The sequence below is a fragment of the Mycolicibacterium thermoresistibile genome, from assembly GCF_900187065.1.
GTDB classification, from domain to species: domain Bacteria; phylum Actinomycetota; class Actinomycetes; order Mycobacteriales; family Mycobacteriaceae; genus Mycobacterium; species Mycobacterium thermoresistibile.
Genome location: NZ_LT906483.1, coordinates 928,310 through 943,776 on the forward strand (window position 1 = coordinate 928,310; position 15,467 = coordinate 943,776).

The 15,467-nt window shown below is 66.1% G+C and carries 18 protein-coding genes and 3 tRNA genes; 13 read left to right on the forward strand and 8 right to left on the reverse strand.

Features of this window, described 5'->3' with window-relative positions:
• The first annotated feature begins 226 nt into the window (after positions 1-226).
• From CKW28_RS04190 to CKW28_RS04245, 12 genes are all read left to right on the forward strand, one after another.
• Positions 227-299: transfer RNA gene (locus CKW28_RS04190), tRNA-Thr, on the forward strand.
• A 35-nt stretch (positions 300-334) separates the two neighbouring features.
• A tRNA-Met gene (locus tag CKW28_RS04195) sits at positions 335-408 on the forward strand.
• 34 nt (positions 409-442) lie between these two features.
• Positions 443-610, forward strand: a complete 168-nt coding sequence (gene rpmG / locus CKW28_RS04200; RefSeq protein ID WP_003925987.1) for a 50S ribosomal protein L33 — start codon at positions 443-445, stop codon at positions 608-610.
• A 52-nt stretch (positions 611-662) separates the two neighbouring features.
• Positions 663-1,139, forward strand: a complete 477-nt coding sequence (gene hadA / locus CKW28_RS04205) for a (3R)-hydroxyacyl-ACP dehydratase subunit HadA (RefSeq protein WP_003925988.1) — start codon at positions 663-665, stop codon at positions 1,137-1,139.
• The gene (gene hadB, locus CKW28_RS04210; RefSeq protein ID WP_003925989.1) at positions 1,126-1,554 is read left to right on the forward strand and encodes a (3R)-hydroxyacyl-ACP dehydratase subunit HadB; all 429 of its coding nucleotides are present in this window, start codon (positions 1,126-1,128) and stop codon (positions 1,552-1,554) included. Before hadA ends, hadB begins: the two co-directional genes overlap by 14 nt.
• A 4-nt stretch (positions 1,555-1,558) precedes the next feature.
• Positions 1,559-2,077 (forward strand): (3R)-hydroxyacyl-ACP dehydratase subunit HadC, encoded by a 519-nt coding sequence (gene hadC, locus CKW28_RS04215; RefSeq protein ID WP_003925990.1) that lies wholly within the window; start codon positions 1,559-1,561, stop codon positions 2,075-2,077.
• A 143-nt stretch (positions 2,078-2,220) separates the two neighbouring features.
• A tRNA-Trp gene (locus CKW28_RS04220) sits at positions 2,221-2,293 on the forward strand.
• A 91-nt stretch (positions 2,294-2,384) separates the two neighbouring features.
• A complete protein-coding gene (gene secE / locus CKW28_RS04225) occupies positions 2,385-2,819 on the forward strand; it encodes a preprotein translocase subunit SecE (RefSeq protein ID WP_003925991.1) in 435 nt (144 codons plus the stop codon).
• Positions 2,820-2,846: 27 nt separating this feature from the next.
• Positions 2,847-3,713 carry a transcription termination/antitermination protein NusG gene (gene nusG, locus CKW28_RS04230; protein WP_040547072.1) on the forward strand — a complete coding sequence of 289 codons (867 nt, stop codon included), beginning with the start codon at positions 2,847-2,849 and terminating at the stop codon, positions 3,711-3,713.
• Between the two features lie 80 nt (positions 3,714-3,793).
• Positions 3,794-4,222: a 50S ribosomal protein L11 gene (gene rplK / locus CKW28_RS04235; protein ID WP_003925993.1), complete on the forward strand. Its 429-nt coding sequence runs from the start codon at positions 3,794-3,796 to the stop codon at positions 4,220-4,222.
• A 144-nt stretch (positions 4,223-4,366) separates the two neighbouring features.
• The gene (rplA, locus tag CKW28_RS04240; protein WP_003925994.1) at positions 4,367-5,080 is read left to right on the forward strand and encodes a 50S ribosomal protein L1; all 714 of its coding nucleotides are present in this window, start codon (positions 4,367-4,369) and stop codon (positions 5,078-5,080) included.
• A 274-nt stretch (positions 5,081-5,354) separates the two neighbouring features.
• Positions 5,355-7,103: a PE-PPE domain-containing protein gene (locus CKW28_RS04245; RefSeq protein ID WP_003925995.1), complete on the forward strand. Its 1,749-nt coding sequence runs from the start codon at positions 5,355-5,357 to the stop codon at positions 7,101-7,103.
• Between the two features lie 49 nt (positions 7,104-7,152).
• On the opposite strand, the gene CKW28_RS04250 is transcribed toward CKW28_RS04245, so the two are convergent.
• The 6 genes from CKW28_RS04250 to CKW28_RS04275 form a co-directional block, all read right to left on the reverse strand.
• On the reverse strand, positions 7,153-8,049 hold the full coding sequence (locus CKW28_RS04250) for a cyclopropane mycolic acid synthase family methyltransferase (RefSeq protein ID WP_040547073.1): 897 nt from the start codon (positions 8,047-8,049) through the stop codon (positions 7,153-7,155).
• Between the two features lie 140 nt (positions 8,050-8,189).
• On the reverse strand, positions 8,190-9,083 hold the full coding sequence (locus CKW28_RS04255; RefSeq protein WP_040547074.1) for a cyclopropane mycolic acid synthase family methyltransferase: 894 nt from the start codon (positions 9,081-9,083) through the stop codon (positions 8,190-8,192).
• Positions 9,084-9,205: 122 nt separating this feature from the next.
• Positions 9,206-10,078 carry a cyclopropane mycolic acid synthase family methyltransferase gene (locus tag CKW28_RS04260; protein ID WP_003925998.1) on the reverse strand — a complete coding sequence of 291 codons (873 nt, stop codon included), beginning with the start codon at positions 10,076-10,078 and terminating at the stop codon, positions 9,206-9,208.
• Positions 10,079-10,204: 126 nt separating this feature from the next.
• Positions 10,205-11,122, reverse strand: a complete 918-nt coding sequence (locus tag CKW28_RS04265; RefSeq protein ID WP_003925999.1) for an alpha/beta fold hydrolase — start codon at positions 11,120-11,122, stop codon at positions 10,205-10,207.
• A 7-nt stretch (positions 11,123-11,129) separates the two neighbouring features.
• Positions 11,130-12,485, reverse strand: a complete 1,356-nt coding sequence (locus CKW28_RS04270; protein WP_003926000.1) for an ABC1 kinase family protein — start codon at positions 12,483-12,485, stop codon at positions 11,130-11,132.
• 72 nt (positions 12,486-12,557) lie between these two features.
• A complete protein-coding gene (locus tag CKW28_RS04275) occupies positions 12,558-13,562 on the reverse strand; it encodes an oxygenase MpaB family protein (RefSeq protein WP_040547573.1) in 1,005 nt (334 codons plus the stop codon).
• Between the two features lie 88 nt (positions 13,563-13,650).
• On the opposite strand from CKW28_RS04275, the gene CKW28_RS04280 reads away from it, so the two are divergent.
• Complete coding sequence (locus tag CKW28_RS04280) at positions 13,651-14,274, forward strand: TetR/AcrR family transcriptional regulator (protein ID WP_003926002.1); 624 nt, start codon at positions 13,651-13,653, stop codon at positions 14,272-14,274.
• On the opposite strand, the gene CKW28_RS04285 is transcribed toward CKW28_RS04280, so the two are convergent.
• The gene (locus tag CKW28_RS04285) at positions 14,244-14,864 is read right to left on the reverse strand and encodes a DinB family protein (RefSeq protein WP_040547075.1); all 621 of its coding nucleotides are present in this window, start codon (positions 14,862-14,864) and stop codon (positions 14,244-14,246) included. The two genes, CKW28_RS04280 and CKW28_RS04285, sit on opposite strands and share 31 nt — an antisense overlap.
• A 1-nt stretch (position 14,865) precedes the next feature.
• Positions 14,866-15,387 (reverse strand): DinB family protein, encoded by a 522-nt coding sequence (locus CKW28_RS04290; RefSeq protein WP_003926004.1) that lies wholly within the window; start codon positions 15,385-15,387, stop codon positions 14,866-14,868.
• Positions 15,388-15,467: the final 80 nt, after the last annotated feature.

Below are 15,467 nucleotides of genomic sequence, written 5' to 3' on the forward strand. Positions count from 1 at the left end.
TGATCCGATCCTGCTACTTGTCTACCCGGGGAACGCCGTCGGCGGGCTGCATTCGCCCGGCATGTCCACCGCGCGATACCCGGCCGAAGCGCCCGGCAGAATCGGGCCACAGCACCGCAGAACGGCCAAAACACCGCCCTTGACCTGCTGTTTGGCGCGTCAGCGGGGGAGGTTGTACCCTCTTTAAGGCCCACCGCACCGGTATGGTCCGATGCTCCGGGTCGCTGCCCCCTTAGCTCAGTCGGCAGAGCGTTTCCATGGTAAGGAAAAGGTCAACGGTTCGATTCCGTTAGGGGGCTCGGTGGACGGGTGTCGCCGCGCCCGTTTCCATCGGGGCGGTGTAGCTCAGCTGGTTAGAGCGCACGACTCATAATCGTGAGGTCGGGGGATCGAGTCCCCCCACCGCTACTAGGCAAGTCCGACATGTGCGAAAGAGGCAGACGTGGCGTCCAGTACTGATGTGCGGCCGAAGATCACTTTGGCCTGCGAGGTGTGCAAGCACCGCAACTACATCACCAGGAAGAACCGGCGCAACGATCCCGACCGGCTGGAGATCAAGAAGTTCTGCCCGAACTGCGGCACCCATCGGCCCCACAAGGAAACCCGCTAGGCCGCACCGTCAGGGCCGCTGCACGGTCCGCGAAGATTAGGTTCTCTCAGCCGTGGCACTGTCTCAGGACATCGTCGGAAAGCGTTTCACGTATCCGGACCACTACATCGTTGGGCGGGAGAAGATCCGCGAATACGCCGTAGCCGTCAAGAACGACGACGAGGTGTTCTTCGATGAGAACGCCGCCAAGGAGCTCGGCCACGACGCGCTGCCGGCACCGCTGACCTTCATCTCGGTGTTCGGTTACTACGCCCAGCGCGCGTTCTTCGACCACGCCAACATCGGCATCACCGACGCCAAGATCGTGCAGGTCGACCAGGAGTTCAGGTTCCTCAAACCGATCCGCGCCGGCGACAAGCTCTACTGTGAGGTCAGCGTGCATTCGGTCCGGCAGTCGTTCGGCACCGACATCATCGTGACCAAGAACATCGTCACGAACGAGGCCGGCGAGGTCGTCCAAGAGGCATACACGACCCTGGCTGGGCGTTCCGATGAGACTGGAGAGGGTTTTGCCGATGGCTCTGCGTAAGTTCGATTCCGTGAAGGTGGGGGACAAGCTCCCCGAGAAGGTCATCCCGCTGACCCGCGCAGACCTGGTGAACTACGCAGGAGTGTCCGGCGACCTCAACCCGATCCACTGGGACGACGAGATCGCCAAACAGGTCGGGCTGGACACCGCGATCGCCCACGGCATGCTGACCATGGGGATGGGCGGCGGCTACATCACCGAATGGGTGGGCGACCCGGCCGCGGTCACCGAGTACAACGTGCGGTTCACCGCGGTCGTGCCGGTGCCCAACGACGGTAAGGGCGCCGAGATCGTGTTCGGCGGCCGGGTGAAATCCGTCGACCCCGAAACCAAGAGCGTGACCATCGCACTGACGGCCACCGCCGGCGGGAAGAAGATCTTCGGCCGGGCCATCGCGACCGCGAAGCTGGCTTAGCACCATGGCGCTGAAAACCGACATCCGTGGCATGGTCTGGCCCTACCCGGACAAGTTCGTGGTCGGGCGTGAACAGATCCGGCAGTACGCCGCGGCGGTCAAGGCGTTCGACCCCGCGACACATGACGAAGCCGCGGCCGCGGAACTGGGCCACGACAACATCATCGCCCCGCTCACCTTCACCGCGATCTTCGCGGTGATGATCCAGCGGCACTTCTTCCAGAACGTCGACGTCGGCTTCGAGACCATGCAGATCGTGCAGGTCGACCAGAAGTTCAAGTACTACCGGCCGCTCAAACCCGGTGACGAGCTGCACGGCACGATGTACATCGAGTCCGTCGACGAGCGGTTCGGCGCCGACATCGTCACCACCCGCAACGTGTGCACCGACCAGAACGACGAGGTGGTGCTCGAGGCGTTCACCACGATGATGGGGCACGAAGGCGACAACTCCATCTCGGCCGGCTGGGATCCGGAAACCGGTCAGGTGGTGCGCAAACCGGTCGTTCACGACACGGATTAGTCACTGGGACGGGTGGCGCGCTACACTCAGACCTCGGGGTTTTCCCATTCCAGCGCGCTGTCCACCGGGTCATGACCGGTCGGGGAGCGCGCGAATTGTGTAATCCCCGGGAACGGGTGGTGCCACCCGGTCGCCATCCTTGAAGGGGCGTAGCTCAACTGGCAGAGCAGCGGTCTCCAAAACCGCAGGTTGCAGGTTCAAGTCCTGTCGCCCCTGCTCAACTCAATACTCGACTAGCGTGGACACTGGAAGGTGACCACCCGGTCAGAGACGACCAGACACGGACGACCAGACAGGGGAGCATGCGGTGAGCGACGAGCGCGACCCAACCGGCTCCGCAGCCGACCCCGCGACCGGCGACGCCGACAACGACACCACGGCGAGCAACCGCGGGCAGACGGCGGTGGCGGCGCGGCCGCTGCGGCCGACCGGCAAGCGGGCCCGGCGGGCCGCGGTCGAGGACGAGACCGCGCAGGGCGCCACCGAGACCACCGACGACGGCGGTAAGAACGGCAAGGCCAAGACCGCCAAGGGCGGGGACCGGCCACGCAACCCGTTCCGCTTCGTCATCACCTACTTGCAACAGGTCGTCGCCGAACTTCGGAAGGTGATCTGGCCGAACCGCAAGCAGATGAGCACCTACACCACCGTGGTGTTGGCGTTCCTGGCCTTCATGGTCGCGCTGATCGCCGGCGCGGACTGGGGTCTGGCCTGGGTGATTTCTTGGGCGTTCGGTAACTGACCGGGCATGTGAGAGAGGACGAGAGACGTGACTAGCTTCGACGGCGATGAACGCTTGGATGACGAGCGTTCGGCCGCCGATGAGACCGTCGACCCGACCCCGGCCGACGAATCGAACCCAGAAGAATTGAACCCAGAAGAATTGACCCCGGAAGCATCGAGGCCCGAAGAATCGAGCCCCGAAGAATCGAGCCCGGAAGCCGCCGCCACCGACGGTGACGGCGCGGAGGGCGCGGTGAGCGCCGAGACCGGCGAGGCCGGCGAGGAAGAAGAAGAGGACCCCGCCGAGGCACTCAAGCGGGAACTGCGCAGACTGCCCGGTGAGTGGTACGTCATCCACTCCTACGCCGGCTACGAGAACAAGGTGAAGGCCAACCTGGAGACCCGGGTCCAGAACCTCGACGTCGGCGACTACATCTTCCAGGTCGAGGTGCCCACCGAAGAGGTCACCGAGATCAAGAACGGTCAGCGCAAGCTGGTCCAGCGCAAGGTGCTGCCCGGCTACATCCTGGTGCGCATGGAGCTCAACGACGAGTCCTGGGGCGCGGTCCGCAACACACCCGGCGTCACCGGATTCGTCGGTGCGACGTCGCGGCCGTCCCCGCTGTCGCTCGACGACGTGGTGAAGTTCCTGCTGCCGCAGAGCCCGGCCAAGAAGACCAAGGCCGCCGCGACCGCCGGTGCCGCCGCGGAGACCGAGGGTGTCGAACAGACACCGGTCGAGGTCGACTTCGAGGTCGGCGAATCGGTCACCGTCATGGACGGGCCGTTCGCGACGCTGCCCGCCTCGATCAGCGAGGTCAACGCCGAACAACAGAAGCTCAAGGTGCTGGTGTCGATCTTCGGGCGGGAAACACCGGTGGAGCTGACCTTCAACCAGGTCGCCAAGATTTAGCGGTTTCGGCGTGACTATCGTCGCTCAGCGGAACTGAGCACGCCGAAATCGCCGGTAACGAGAGAGGAACACCAACACCCATGGCCCCGAAGAAGAAAGTCATCGGGCTGATCAAGCTGCAGATCGAGGCTGGTCAGGCCAACCCGGCACCGCCGGTCGGCCCGGCGCTCGGCCAGCACGGCGTCAACATCATGGAGTTCTGCAAGGCGTACAACGCCGCGACAGAAAGCCAGCGCGGGAACGTCGTGCCGGTGGAGATCACCGTCTACGAGGACCGCAGCTTCACCTTCACGCTCAAGACGCCGCCGGCCGCCAAGCTGCTGCTGAAGGCCGCCGGTGTGCAGAAGGGCTCCGGTGAGCCGCACAAGAACAAGGTCGCCAAGGTGAGCTGGGATCAGGTGCGGGAGATCGCCGAGACGAAGAAGGCGGACCTGAACGCCAACGACATCGACGCCGCGGCGAAGATCATCGCCGGCACCGCCCGTTCCATGGGGATCACGGTCGAGTAGCTTGCGGATCGACCCGACTGGCACGGTCGAGTAGCTTGCGGATCGACCCGACAGACACGGTCGAGTAGCTCGAGTCACTCGACCACGTGGGAGGGCCAGCTCCGGCCCGCCGACCACGACTCCAACGACAGATTGGATGGACACATGAGCAAGAAGAGCAAGGCCTACCGCGAAGCCGCCGCGAAGGTGGACCGGGACCGGCTGTACCACCCGCTGGAGGCCGCGAAGCTGGCCAAGGAGACCTCGTCGAAGAAGCAGGACGCCACCGTCGAGGTGGCCATCCGGCTCGGCGTGGACCCGCGCAAGGCCGATCAGATGGTGCGCGGCACCGTGAACCTGCCGCACGGCACCGGTAAGACCGCCCGGGTCGCGGTGTTCGCCGTCGGTGAGAAGGCCGAGGAGGCGAAGGCCGCGGGCGCGGACATTGTCGGCAGCGACGACCTGATCGAGCAGATCCAGGGCGGCATGCTCGACTTCGACGCGGCCATCGCCACCCCCGACCAGATGGCGAAGGTCGGCCGGATCGCCCGCATCCTGGGCCCGCGTGGTCTGATGCCCAACCCGAAGACCGGCACCGTCACCACCGACATCGCCAAGGCCGTGCAGGACATCAAGGGCGGCAAGATCAACTTCCGCGTCGACAAGGCCGCGAACCTGCACCTGGTGATCGGCAAAGCGTCGTTCGACGAGAAGGCGCTGGCGGAGAACTACGGCGCGGCGCTGGAAGAGGTGCTGCGCGCCAAGCCGACCGCCTCCAAGGGCCGCTACCTCAAGAAGATCGTGATGACCACGACGACGGGCCCCGGCATCCCGGTCGATCCGTCGGTGACCCGGAACTTCACCACGGTCGACGCCTGATGGTCGACGCCTGATCCAGACCTGACGAGAATGCCCACTTCGCCACGAAGTGGGCATTCTCTCTTTCTTCCGCGTACCTCCGCGTACCTCCGCGTACCTCCGCGTACCTCCGCGTACCTCCGCGTACCTCCGCGCTCACACCGCCGCGTCACCAGAAAGTGAGGGACACGTCTGCAAAACCGGTCCGCCGAGACCGTGTCGTGTGCAAGCATCTCGCACTAGCGAATTTCTCGGCGCGGACGGGCAACCGTGCGCAGGCGCTGGAAGTGGGCACATGCGACAGGCGGCACGGTCGATCCTCATCGCGGTGGTGGCGCTGCTGGGCGTGGCGGCCGTGGCGGTCAGCGGCACCGTCACCGCCGCCGTCATGCTGGCGGCCAAGGCCATCGTGGTGCCCGGCACCGGAACCCCGGACGCGAACGTGGTGCCCAACTACCTGGAGAACTTCGTCGACTACTACATGGGCGACACGTTCTGCGACGAGTCCGAGGCCTGCACCGGGGACGATCTGGTCGGGGTCAATTATCCGGCGTCGTTCTGGCCGCTGTTCATCTTCCCCGGATGGTGCGAACCCGACCGCTGCGAGAAATGGAACGTCTCGGTGGGCGACGGCGTCGCCGGTCTGAACGCCGAACTCATCAACACCTGGCAGGAGGAACCGGACGCGGAGATCGTGATCGCCGGCTACTCGCAGGGTGGGGCGGTGGTGTCCAACGAGTTGCGTAACCTCGCGAAGCTGACCCCCGAGCAGAAGGAGCGGCTCGAGGTCGTCATGATCGGCAACATCGCCAATCCGGACGGTGGGTTGTGGCAGCGGCTCAGCCCGCTCAACCTCGTCGGCGAGCTGCTGCTCGACGCCACGCTCGGACCGCCGATGATCACCGACAGCGGGATCCGGGTCACCAACATCGGCTACGAGTACGACCCGGTGGTGTACGCCCCGCGGTACTGGGGCAACCCGTTCGCGATCCTCAACGCGCTGGTCGCCTTCGACACCGTGCACGGGCAGTACCTGGCCGGACCCAACCGTCCGGAGGCCGGCGAGCTGCCCTACGGCTATCAGCCCGACGAGGTGGAAGGGCTGCTGGAATACGCCCGCGAGAACTGCGGAGAGCCGGGTTCGAACTGCCGCCTCGATGCGAACGGCAACAAATACATCATGATCCCGGCGAAATCGCTGCCTTTGGCCGACGCGGTGCTCAGCCTCGGCGCGTCAGTCGGTCTCACCCCGGTCGTCAAACCGCTGGTCGACCTGTTCGCGCCGGTGGTGAAGGTGCTGGTCGATCTCGGTTACGACTGGAGCGGCGATCCCGGGGTGCCCCGGACCCTGTCGCTGTTGCCGTTCAACCCGTTCAACAACTGGTTCGAGGTCGGGCTGAAGCTGATCGAGGCCACCGGCGAGGGGGTCGAGGCCTTCCTGGAGAACTTCGGGATCACGTCCGGCGCACCGGTGGTCACGAACCACACTCCGGCGCCGGCACCCACCGCGGATTCGACGCAAGCCGATCTGATGCGAGCAGCCTCGGTGGGCGCCGATCCGATGCGCGCGGTCAAGCCGGCCCCCGAAGCAGCCGAGCGGGTACCGGTCGCCGAATCGGAACCGGATGAGCAGGGTGAATCGCCTTCCGGCAATGCGGAGCGGACCACCGCACCGAGGCTGCGGCTGGTCACCGAACGGGACACCGCGACGGCCCCCACCACGGGCACCGGGCCGGCCACCCAGACGGAGCCGGAGACTCCCGACACCCCCGCCGAGCCGACACCGGAACCGGTGGCCGACACCGGCACCACACCGGATCGGCTGATCGGGGTGGGTGCGCAGGACCCCGGCACCGGCCCGGCAACCAAGGACGCCCCGGCAACCAAGGACGCCCCGGCAACCAAGAACGCCCCGGCAACCAAGGACGCGAAGCCAGCCCTGAAGGCGCCGGTCACCAAGAAGCCGGTCATGAAGGACCGGACCCCGGCGGACAGGAAGGGCCAGTCCACGAGGGCCGGCAAGGGCCTGGATCGGGCCGCCTGATCCGGACTCCGCAGGGCCGGCGTGACCGGAACCCTGCGGAACCGGGGCGTCAGCGGACCGCGCCGGGTTTGAGGTAGGTGACGAGGCTGACGTCGATGCACTCGTCGATGAAGTAGTACTGGCAGCCCCGCAGATACCGCATGTAGCGGTGGTAGTTCTCCTCGTCGGTGATGGCGATGGCGCGTTCCTTGTTCCGCTCCAGCGCATCGGCCCACATGCCCAGCGTCTTGATGTAGTGGTTGCGCAGCGACATCGTCTCCGGCACCACGAATCCGGCCTTCTCGCCGTGTTCCACCATCATCTCGGTGGTCGGGATGCGACCGCCCGGGAAGATCTCGGTGATCATGAACTTGATGAACCGGGCCAGCTCGAACGTCAGCTTCTTGCCGCGGGCGCGCAGATTGTCCGGGTGGTAGCCGACGCTGCTCTGGATCGTCATCCGGCCGTCGTCGGGCATGATGTCGTAGCAGTTCCGGAAGAAGTGGTCGTAGCGCTCGAAGCCGAAGTGTTCGAACGCCTCGATCGACACGATCCGGTCGACCGGGTCGTGGAACTGCTCCCAACCCATCAGCCGGACGTCGAAGCTGCGATTCGTGTCGAGCTGCTCCAGCAGCTGCGTACAGTACGCCTGCTGATTCCTCGACAACGTCAGGCCGATGACGTTGACGTCGTACTTCTCGATCGCCCGCCGCAGGGTCAGACCCCAACCGCACCCGATGTCGAGCAGGGTCATCCCCGGCTTGAGGTCGAGCTTGTCGAGGTTGAGGTCGACATCGGCGATCTGCGCGTCGGACAGCGTGGCGTCCGGTCCGGTGAAGTATCCGCAGCTGTATTTCCGGGTCGGATCCTGGAACAGGCCGAAGAAGTCGTCAGACAGATCGTAGTGCGCCTGAATGTCTTCGAAGTGCGGTCGCATTTCGGCAGTGCCGACTGACTTTGTAGACATGACAGCCCCTTACGCGTGAAATGGACGATCTCGGGCGCGACTCACCTGCTTGTCGATGCACCGCACCCTACCTGGTACGGCGATCTTGAAAACCGTGATCCGGAAACGATCCGGCCACGTGTTCTCACCAGCGTCACCGATCACGTCGCTGCCTTCTCGAGGGTGAATTGGTTGACGTCGATATACCCCATCCGGAACCCCTTTGCCGTGCCGGTGAGGAAGTGCATGTACCGGTCGTACGCCTCCTCGGACTGGATCGCGACAGCCTCGTCGCGGCGGGCCTCGAGCGCCTCCGCCCACAGTTCGACGGTGCGCTGGAAGCTCGACCGCAGCGACTGGTTGCGGGTCACGGTGAACCCGGCCCTGGCGGTGTGCTCCTCGACCTTCTCGATGGTCGGCAGCCGGCCGCCGGGGAAGATCTCGGTGACGACGAACTTGATGAACCGGGCCAGTTCGAAAGTCACCGGCAGACCGCGTTCGACGATTTGTTTCCCGGTCAGCGCGGTGATCGCATGCAGCAACATCACGCCGTCGTCGGGCAGCGCGTTGAACGCGTAGGAGAAGAAATCGTCATAACGGTGGAAACCGAAATGCTCCAACGCCTCGATGGTGATGATGCGGTCCACCGGTTCGTCGAAGTCCGCCCAGTCGCTCAACAGCACCCGGTGGGAACGGTCCGTGTCGACCGTGTCGAGCAGGGCGGTGCAGTACTCGACCTGATTCTCGCTGAGCGTCAGGCCGATGACGTTGACGTCGTAGCGCTCGAGCGCCCGCTTCATCGTCGCGCCCCAGCCACATCCGATGTCGAGCAGGGTCATTCCCGGCTCCAGACGCAATTTGTCCAGTGACAGATCCAGTTTGGCCAACTGCGCTTCTTCCAGCGTCATATCGTCGCGTTCGAAATAGGCGGAACTGTATGTCATCGACGGATCGAGGAACAGTGCGAAGAATTCGTTCGATACGTCGTAATGGGACTGCACATTGTCGAATTGGCGACGAATGTCCTCGCGGTGTGCTGTCGAAGCGTTGACCATATTGAGCCTTTCTGATGAGCGGGACGCGGGAGCGTTCGCCAGAAAATCGCTCACTGGCTGAACCGGACGATACTCGCTCGACCTCGATTGCGGTGTCAGCAACAGGCGCCCCCGGGATATTTCTATTTCTGCAGCGTGAATTGGTTGACGTCGATATAACCGACCCGGAAGCCCTTGGCGCATCCGGTCAGGTACTTGATGTAGCGGTCGTAGACCTCGTCGGACTGGACGGTGATCGCCTCCTCGCGGTGCTGTTGCAGCGCCTCCGCCCACAGATCCAGCGTGCGGGCGTAGTGCGACTGCAGTGACTGCCTGCGGGTCAGGGTGAACCCGTTCGCGCCGGAATGGTCCTCGACTTTCTCGATCGACGGCAGCCGGCCACCCGGAAAGATCTCGGTGAGGATGAACTTGACGAACCGCGCGACCTCGAAGGTCAACGGGATGCCGCGGTCCACCATCTGCGGCACCGTCAACGCCGTGATGGTGTGCAGCAACATCACCCCGTCGTCCGGCAGCAGCCGGTGCGCGGTGGCGAAGAAGTCGTCATACCGGTCGTGGCCGAAGTGTTCGAACGCCCCGATCGACACGATCCGGTCGACGGGTTCGTCGAACTCCTCCCAGCCCCGCAACAGCACCCGCCTGCTGCGCCGGCTGGGCGAGTCGGCCAGGAGCTGCTCCACATGGGCGTGCTGGTTGGCGCTCAACGTCAGACCGACGACGTCGACGTCGTGGCGCTCCAGCGCCCGCAGCATGGTCGACCCCCACCCGCAGCCGATGTCGAGCAGCGTCATGCCCGGTTGCAGGCCGAGCTTGCCCAGTGCCAGGTCGATCTTGGCCAGCTGCGCCTCCTCGAGGGACATGTCGTCGCGCTCGAAATAGGCGCAGCTGTAGGTCCGCGTCGGATCCAGGAACAGCCCGAAGAACTCATCGGACAGGTCGTAATGCGCTTGTACGTCTGCAAAGTGCGGCTTCAGTTTTTTCGCCGGTTCGGCCATGGCCTGCCCCCCTCCGGGCAATCAGGAATCCGGCGGCGTCGGCAGTGACGACGTCAAATCCTCATCCGATCGGCGATTGTAACGCCGGTCACAGGCCCGGACGCAATTCCGGTGCCGCGGGGCAGGTCAGCGGCCTGCGGTGATGTTCTTGTCGAGCTCCGCGACGATCTCGTCCCACAGCGGCTCGGGCAGGTCGTGCCCCATCCCGTCGAACAGCGTCAGCCGCGCTCCCGGAATGGCCCGCGCCACCGCGCGGCCCCCGGTCGGCCGCATGAGTTTGTCGGCGCGGCCGTGGATGACCACCGTCGGCGACGTGGTGCGCCGGTTGTAGCGTCGCAGGCTGCCGCTGCCCAGGATGGCGTCGAACTGCCGGGCGACCCCGACCGGGTGATACGACCGGTCGAAGGCGGTCGCCGCGTCGGCACGCAGCTGCTCGTCCGGCACCGGATAGGCGGGGCTCCCGTTGAGCCGGCCGACCTTGACCGCGTTCTCGATGACCTCGTCGCGGGGCGCGTCCGGTGCCGGCCCGGTGATGATCGACAGCAGCTGCCGCGGTCCCGGCGGCGGCAGGAACGGCCGATTGTTGCTCGAGAAGATCACCCCGAGCGATCTGGTCCGGTGCGCGTGGCGGCCGGCGAACACCTGGGCCACCATGCCGCCCATCGAGGCGCCGACGATGTGCGCCGCGTCGATCTGCAGATGGTCCAGCAGCCCGGCGGCGTCGTCGGCCATGTCCTCCAGGGTGTAGACGGCCGGGCTGGGCAGCCCCGCGAACGACCGCAGCATGCGCCACGGCAGCGGTGTGCGTTCCCGGCGTCCGTCGAGCTTGCTGGACAGGCCGACATCGCGGTTGTCGAACCGGATCACCCGCAGCCCCCGCTCGACGAGTTTGCGGCAGAAGCCGTCGCGCCACAGGATCAGCTGCGCGCCCAGCCCCATGATCAGCAGCACCGGCGGATCGGCCGGGTCACCCAGGTCCTCGTAGTAGAGGTCGACCGGCTCCGGGGAACCGTCGACGTTCGCGAATCCGGTGCGGATCTGCATCGGCGGATCAGACCTCGAGCTCGTCGGCCTTGGCGTCGTGTTCGCGCTTGATGTCCACCATGAAGTTGGCGAAATAGCCGGTCAGCTCGGGATCGGACATCATCTGCCACTTCGGCGCGAGCAGCTTCATGTACCGCTCGACGTAGAGGAACTGTTTGCCGATCAGCACCAGCTCCCGCGGCAGCTTGACGTCGTACGCCTCGGCCAGCGCCGAGAGCTGCCGGCCGATCTCGGCGTAGCTCATGTCGCCGAGGGTGGACATGGTCAGCGGGGTCGCGAACTTCTCCAGGTCCTTGGCGGCCTGCGCTTCGGGTTTGGTGGTGCCCACCGCGCCCATCAGCACGACGATCTTGCCGGCGGCCGCGTGGTCCTTCTTCACCAGCAGCGCGTACACCAGCTCACGCAGCAGCCAGCGGGTGCGCGGATCGATGCGGCCCATGATGCCGAAGTCGAAGAAGACGATCTTGCCGTCATCGTCGACGTACAGGTTGCCGGCATGCAGGTCGCCGTGGAACAGGCCGTGCCGCAGCCCGCCCTCGAACAGGCTGAACAGCAACGCCTTGACCAGCTCGGTGCCCTCGAAGCCCTTCTTGCGCAGCGCGGCCACATCGTCGATGCGCACCCCGGAGACCCGTTCCATGGTGAGCACCCGCTCGCTGGTGAGATCCCAGTACACCTGCGGCACCCGGATGTTCTTGCCGAGCGGGGAGGCGTGCATGTGCGCCACCCAGGTGTCCATCGACTGGGCCTCCAGCCGGAAGTCCAGCTCCTCGGCGAGGTTGTCGGCGAAGTCGGCGACCACATCCTGGGCGGACAGCCGCCGGCCCAGTTTGGCGAGCTCCACCAACCGGGCGCCGTGCTTGAGGATCTGCAGGTCGGCGGTGACCCGGCGGCGGATACCCGGCCGCTGGATCTTGACCACCACCTCCTCACCGCTGTGCAGGGTGGCGTAGTGCACCTGGGCGATCGACGCCGACGCGAACGGCTTGTCGTCGAAGTGCTTGAACAGCTCGGACGGGTCGGCGCCGAGCTCCTGCCGGACCAGTTTGCGCACGGCCGTCGGGTCGGCCGGCGGCACCCGGTCCAGCAGGCTGCGGAACTCCCGGCTCAGCGGCTCCCCGAACGCACCCGGGCTGGACGCGATGATCTGGCCGAACTTCACATACGTCGGCCCCAGGTCGGAGAACGTCTTGGGGAGCTCTTTGATGACCTTCTGCTGTAGGGAGCCACGGCTGGGAAGCCTGGTGACGACTCGGGCGCCCGTGCGGGCGATCTGCCAACCGGTGGCACCGATCCGGGCCGCCTCAACCGGCAACGACACCCGGTCGAGCTTGGCTACCTCGCGGTGCTTGGTGGTACTCATGTTGGCCAGTGTCCCAAAAAGCGGGACGAGGCAAAAAACCGCACTCGGCAGGACCGGAACTCGGGCCGGATCTCAGGCGTGGGCGAACTCGCGCTCGATCTCCTCGCGACTGCGCACCGGATCGTCGCCGGGCCGGTACCGCGGCAGGGTGTGCGGCGCCAGCACGGGATCGACACCGTCGGCGACGCGCGCCCGGGCCTGCCGGAACTCCGGGATCGGGCCCTGCGCCAGATGCAGACCGTTGATCACCGACCACACCATCGCGCGGCGGGCGGTGCGTTCGACGATGTTGGGGTCCTTGTGCTGGATCAGCTGTTTGGCCCACTTCGGCATGGTGTCGCGGATCGCCCAGTTGATCGCGGCCTGTGGCAGCGGCAAATCCGGGCCGGTGGCCAGGGCGGTGCCGTGGGTGACCGCCAGCCGCGGCAGATAGGACTCCAGGCATTCGAGCGTCTCGGCCTTGGTGGTCGGCAGATCGGTGCCGCCCAGTGCGTGGCCGACCCGCACGAACTCGCCGTAGTAGCGGTCGATGGCCTTCCCCCGCAGCGGGTTCGGGTGATACAGCTCGTGCGCGGTGGCCAGCCCCCACACCACCGTGGCGTAGTTCCAGCGCAACCACTCCGGATCGTCGGCGTCGTAGCGGGCGCCGTCGGGCCGGGTGCCCTTGATGGTGTGGTGCATGGCCCGCACCGTCTGCGCGAGGCGTTCGGCGGTCTCGGTCGACCCGTAGGCGGTGCCGATGAAGAACGCGATGGAATGCCCGAGGCGCACCGCGGCGCCCTTCGGGTCGATCTCCGGGCGGGCCACCCCGTTCTCGTCGCGTTTGACCAGCCGGGAGTGGTGCATCCCCATCCAGTAGATGGAGGGGTCGAGACGTTCCATGAACGCCGCGCACTGCAGACCGAAGATCAGGGTCTGCATGTGCGAGTGCACATGCCACACCGCGCTGCCCGGACCGAACCAGCCCGGATCGCCGGCCGGCTCGGCGAACTCCATTCCGCGGAAGTAGTTCCGCCGGATGTCCCTGTCGAACCGCTGATTGAGAAATTCGCCGATGAACTGATGGGGCAGCAGGATCACGGCGGGGTCCTTCCGCGAAGTGTGGTTACAGGTGTGACCAGACTACCCCGTTGGGTACGGGTGTATCCAGACCTAAGCTGAGGTGATGACCAGTCCCACCCGGTGGGCCGGGGTTCCGTTGACCGACCGTCGCGCCGAACGGCGCGCCCTGCTGATCGCCGCGGCGTACCGGCTGTTCGGCGAGGGGGGTGAGGCCGCGCTCTCGGTGCGGTCGGTGTGCCGGGAGAGCGAGCTCAACAGCCGCTACTTCTACGAGAGCTTCGCCGACGTCGACGAGCTGCTCGGCGCGGTCTACGACGAGGTCAGCGCGCAACTGGCGGCCGAGGTGGAGACCGCCATGGCCGCAGCTGTCGAGGGGGCCGGCGAGGGGGCGGGGGACTCACTGCGGGCCCGCACCCGCGCCGGGATCGTCGCCGTGCTGGGGTTCAGCTCGGCCGATCCGCGGCGGGGCCGGATCCTGTTCACCGATGCCCGGGCCAACCCGGTGCTGGCCGCCCGCCGCGCGGCCACCCAGGACCAGCTGCGGGAGGCGGTGCTCACCGAGGGCTGGCGGCTGCATCCGAAATCCGATCCGGTGGCCGCCCAGGTCGGCGCCGCGATGTACACCGGCGCGATGGCCGAACTGGCCCAGCAGTGGCTGGCCGGCAACCTGGGCGACGATCTGGACCGGGTGGTCGACTACGCGCTGCGGCTGGTGCTGGGCCGCTGACCCGGTCGCCAGGGTTTGAGCCATTCCGTCTCCGGCCAGCCTTCCGCGGCCGCCATCAACTCGTACATCGTTGCGCCGTCTATGGATTCGCGGATGATATCGGCGTGCCCGGCATGCCGGGACAGCTCCTCGATCAGGTGCAGGATCACCCAGCGCACCGACCAGTGGTCGACGTCGCGCGGAAACCACGGGATCTCCCGCGGGATCGGCACCGGGGTGTCGAGGTCCTTCTCACCCAGAATCCGCAGCGTCTCGGCGTTCTGCGCACGCAACCGGTCGAGCAGACCGGCCAGCGTCTCATCGGGGCCCATCACGTACTCGTCGGCGTAGGCGGCCATCACCTCCTCCATCGGCCGCGGATCCGGTGGTGGGAAATCCGGTGCGGCCGCTGCCCGCTCGACCCAGCCCCGCTGCACTCCGGCGGCATGCTTGACCAGTCCGCCGATGGACAGCGCGCTCACCGACGGGGTGGAACGGGCTTGTTCGTCGGTCAGGCCGTACGCCGCGGCGATGAACGCATTCTGCTGAAACGCCAGGAAGTGCAGCAGGCTTTCGCGTTCGGTGCCGGCTGGTGGTGGCATTCCGGGCATGTCAGTTCCCCTTCCGGTGTGCGTAAAGATCACGGAGACAAGCGATCTCCGCTCCGTGGTGAATGACCTCACGGTTGATGTGCAGAACCAGCGTGATCATGGGCTGCTCCGCCCACGGGCCCTCCGCCGGACCGACCGGTCGCCACAACGCATCGGCGGACAGACTACGGACACCGGTGACCCAGTCCCGATAGGCGTCGTCGAGCTGGTGCAGCGCGGTGGCCGCGTCGGTGGCGTAGTCCCAGCTCTGATAGTCGGCTTCGGGTCCGCCGAAATGCGCGTGGTTGCGCACCGCGAGCACCCCGACGATGACGTGCGCCAGCCGCCACGCGATCGTGGTGAACGGCGCGGGGTCCGGTGGCGGGTGGTGAAAGTCGACCGAACCGTCCGGATGCACCGTCCAACAGTCCGGCACCGGTTGCCAGAAGTACTCGGCATCGGTCAGTCCGTCGAGCCGTGGTCGAAGTTGTCGGGTCCAGTGCCAGTCGAGTTGGTCGGCGAGGTGGGCGCTCCAGTCCGTCATGGCAGTCACGATGCCAGGACTACCGGACAGAAACGGTCCTCAGATGTCCGTCGGATTCGGGCGTTTTTCGCATAGCGTTG

What these genes read in the sequence shown, in the direction of transcription:
- CKW28_RS04260 (WP_003925998.1), bottom strand. Translation starts at nt 10,078, where the DNA reads ATGGCCGAACCGGCGAAAAAACTGAAGCCGCACTTTGCAGACGTACAA.
- rplA (WP_003925994.1), top strand. Translation starts at nt 4,367, where the DNA reads ATGAGCAAGAAGAGCAAGGCCTACCGCGAAGCCGCCGCGAAGGTGGAC.
- CKW28_RS04285 (WP_040547075.1), bottom strand. Translation starts at nt 14,864, where the DNA reads ATGCCCGGAATGCCACCACCAGCCGGCACCGAACGCGAAAGCCTGCTG.
- CKW28_RS04290 (WP_003926004.1), bottom strand. Translation starts at nt 15,387, where the DNA reads ATGACGGACTGGAGCGCCCACCTCGCCGACCAACTCGACTGGCACTGG.
- hadB (WP_003925989.1), top strand. Translation starts at nt 1,126, where the DNA reads ATGGCTCTGCGTAAGTTCGATTCCGTGAAGGTGGGGGACAAGCTCCCC.
- CKW28_RS04245 (WP_003925995.1), top strand. Translation starts at nt 5,355, where the DNA reads ATGCGACAGGCGGCACGGTCGATCCTCATCGCGGTGGTGGCGCTGCTG.
- CKW28_RS04280 (WP_003926002.1), top strand. Translation starts at nt 13,651, where the DNA reads ATGACCAGTCCCACCCGGTGGGCCGGGGTTCCGTTGACCGACCGTCGC.
- CKW28_RS04270 (WP_003926000.1), bottom strand. Translation starts at nt 12,485, where the DNA reads ATGAGTACCACCAAGCACCGCGAGGTAGCCAAGCTCGACCGGGTGTCG.
- rplK (WP_003925993.1), top strand. Translation starts at nt 3,794, where the DNA reads ATGGCCCCGAAGAAGAAAGTCATCGGGCTGATCAAGCTGCAGATCGAG.
- CKW28_RS04265 (WP_003925999.1), bottom strand. Translation starts at nt 11,122, where the DNA reads ATGCAGATCCGCACCGGATTCGCGAACGTCGACGGTTCCCCGGAGCCG.
- hadC (WP_003925990.1), top strand. Translation starts at nt 1,559, where the DNA reads ATGGCGCTGAAAACCGACATCCGTGGCATGGTCTGGCCCTACCCGGAC.
- CKW28_RS04250 (WP_040547073.1), bottom strand. Translation starts at nt 8,049, where the DNA reads ATGTCTACAAAGTCAGTCGGCACTGCCGAAATGCGACCGCACTTCGAA.
- CKW28_RS04255 (WP_040547074.1), bottom strand. Translation starts at nt 9,083, where the DNA reads ATGGTCAACGCTTCGACAGCACACCGCGAGGACATTCGTCGCCAATTC.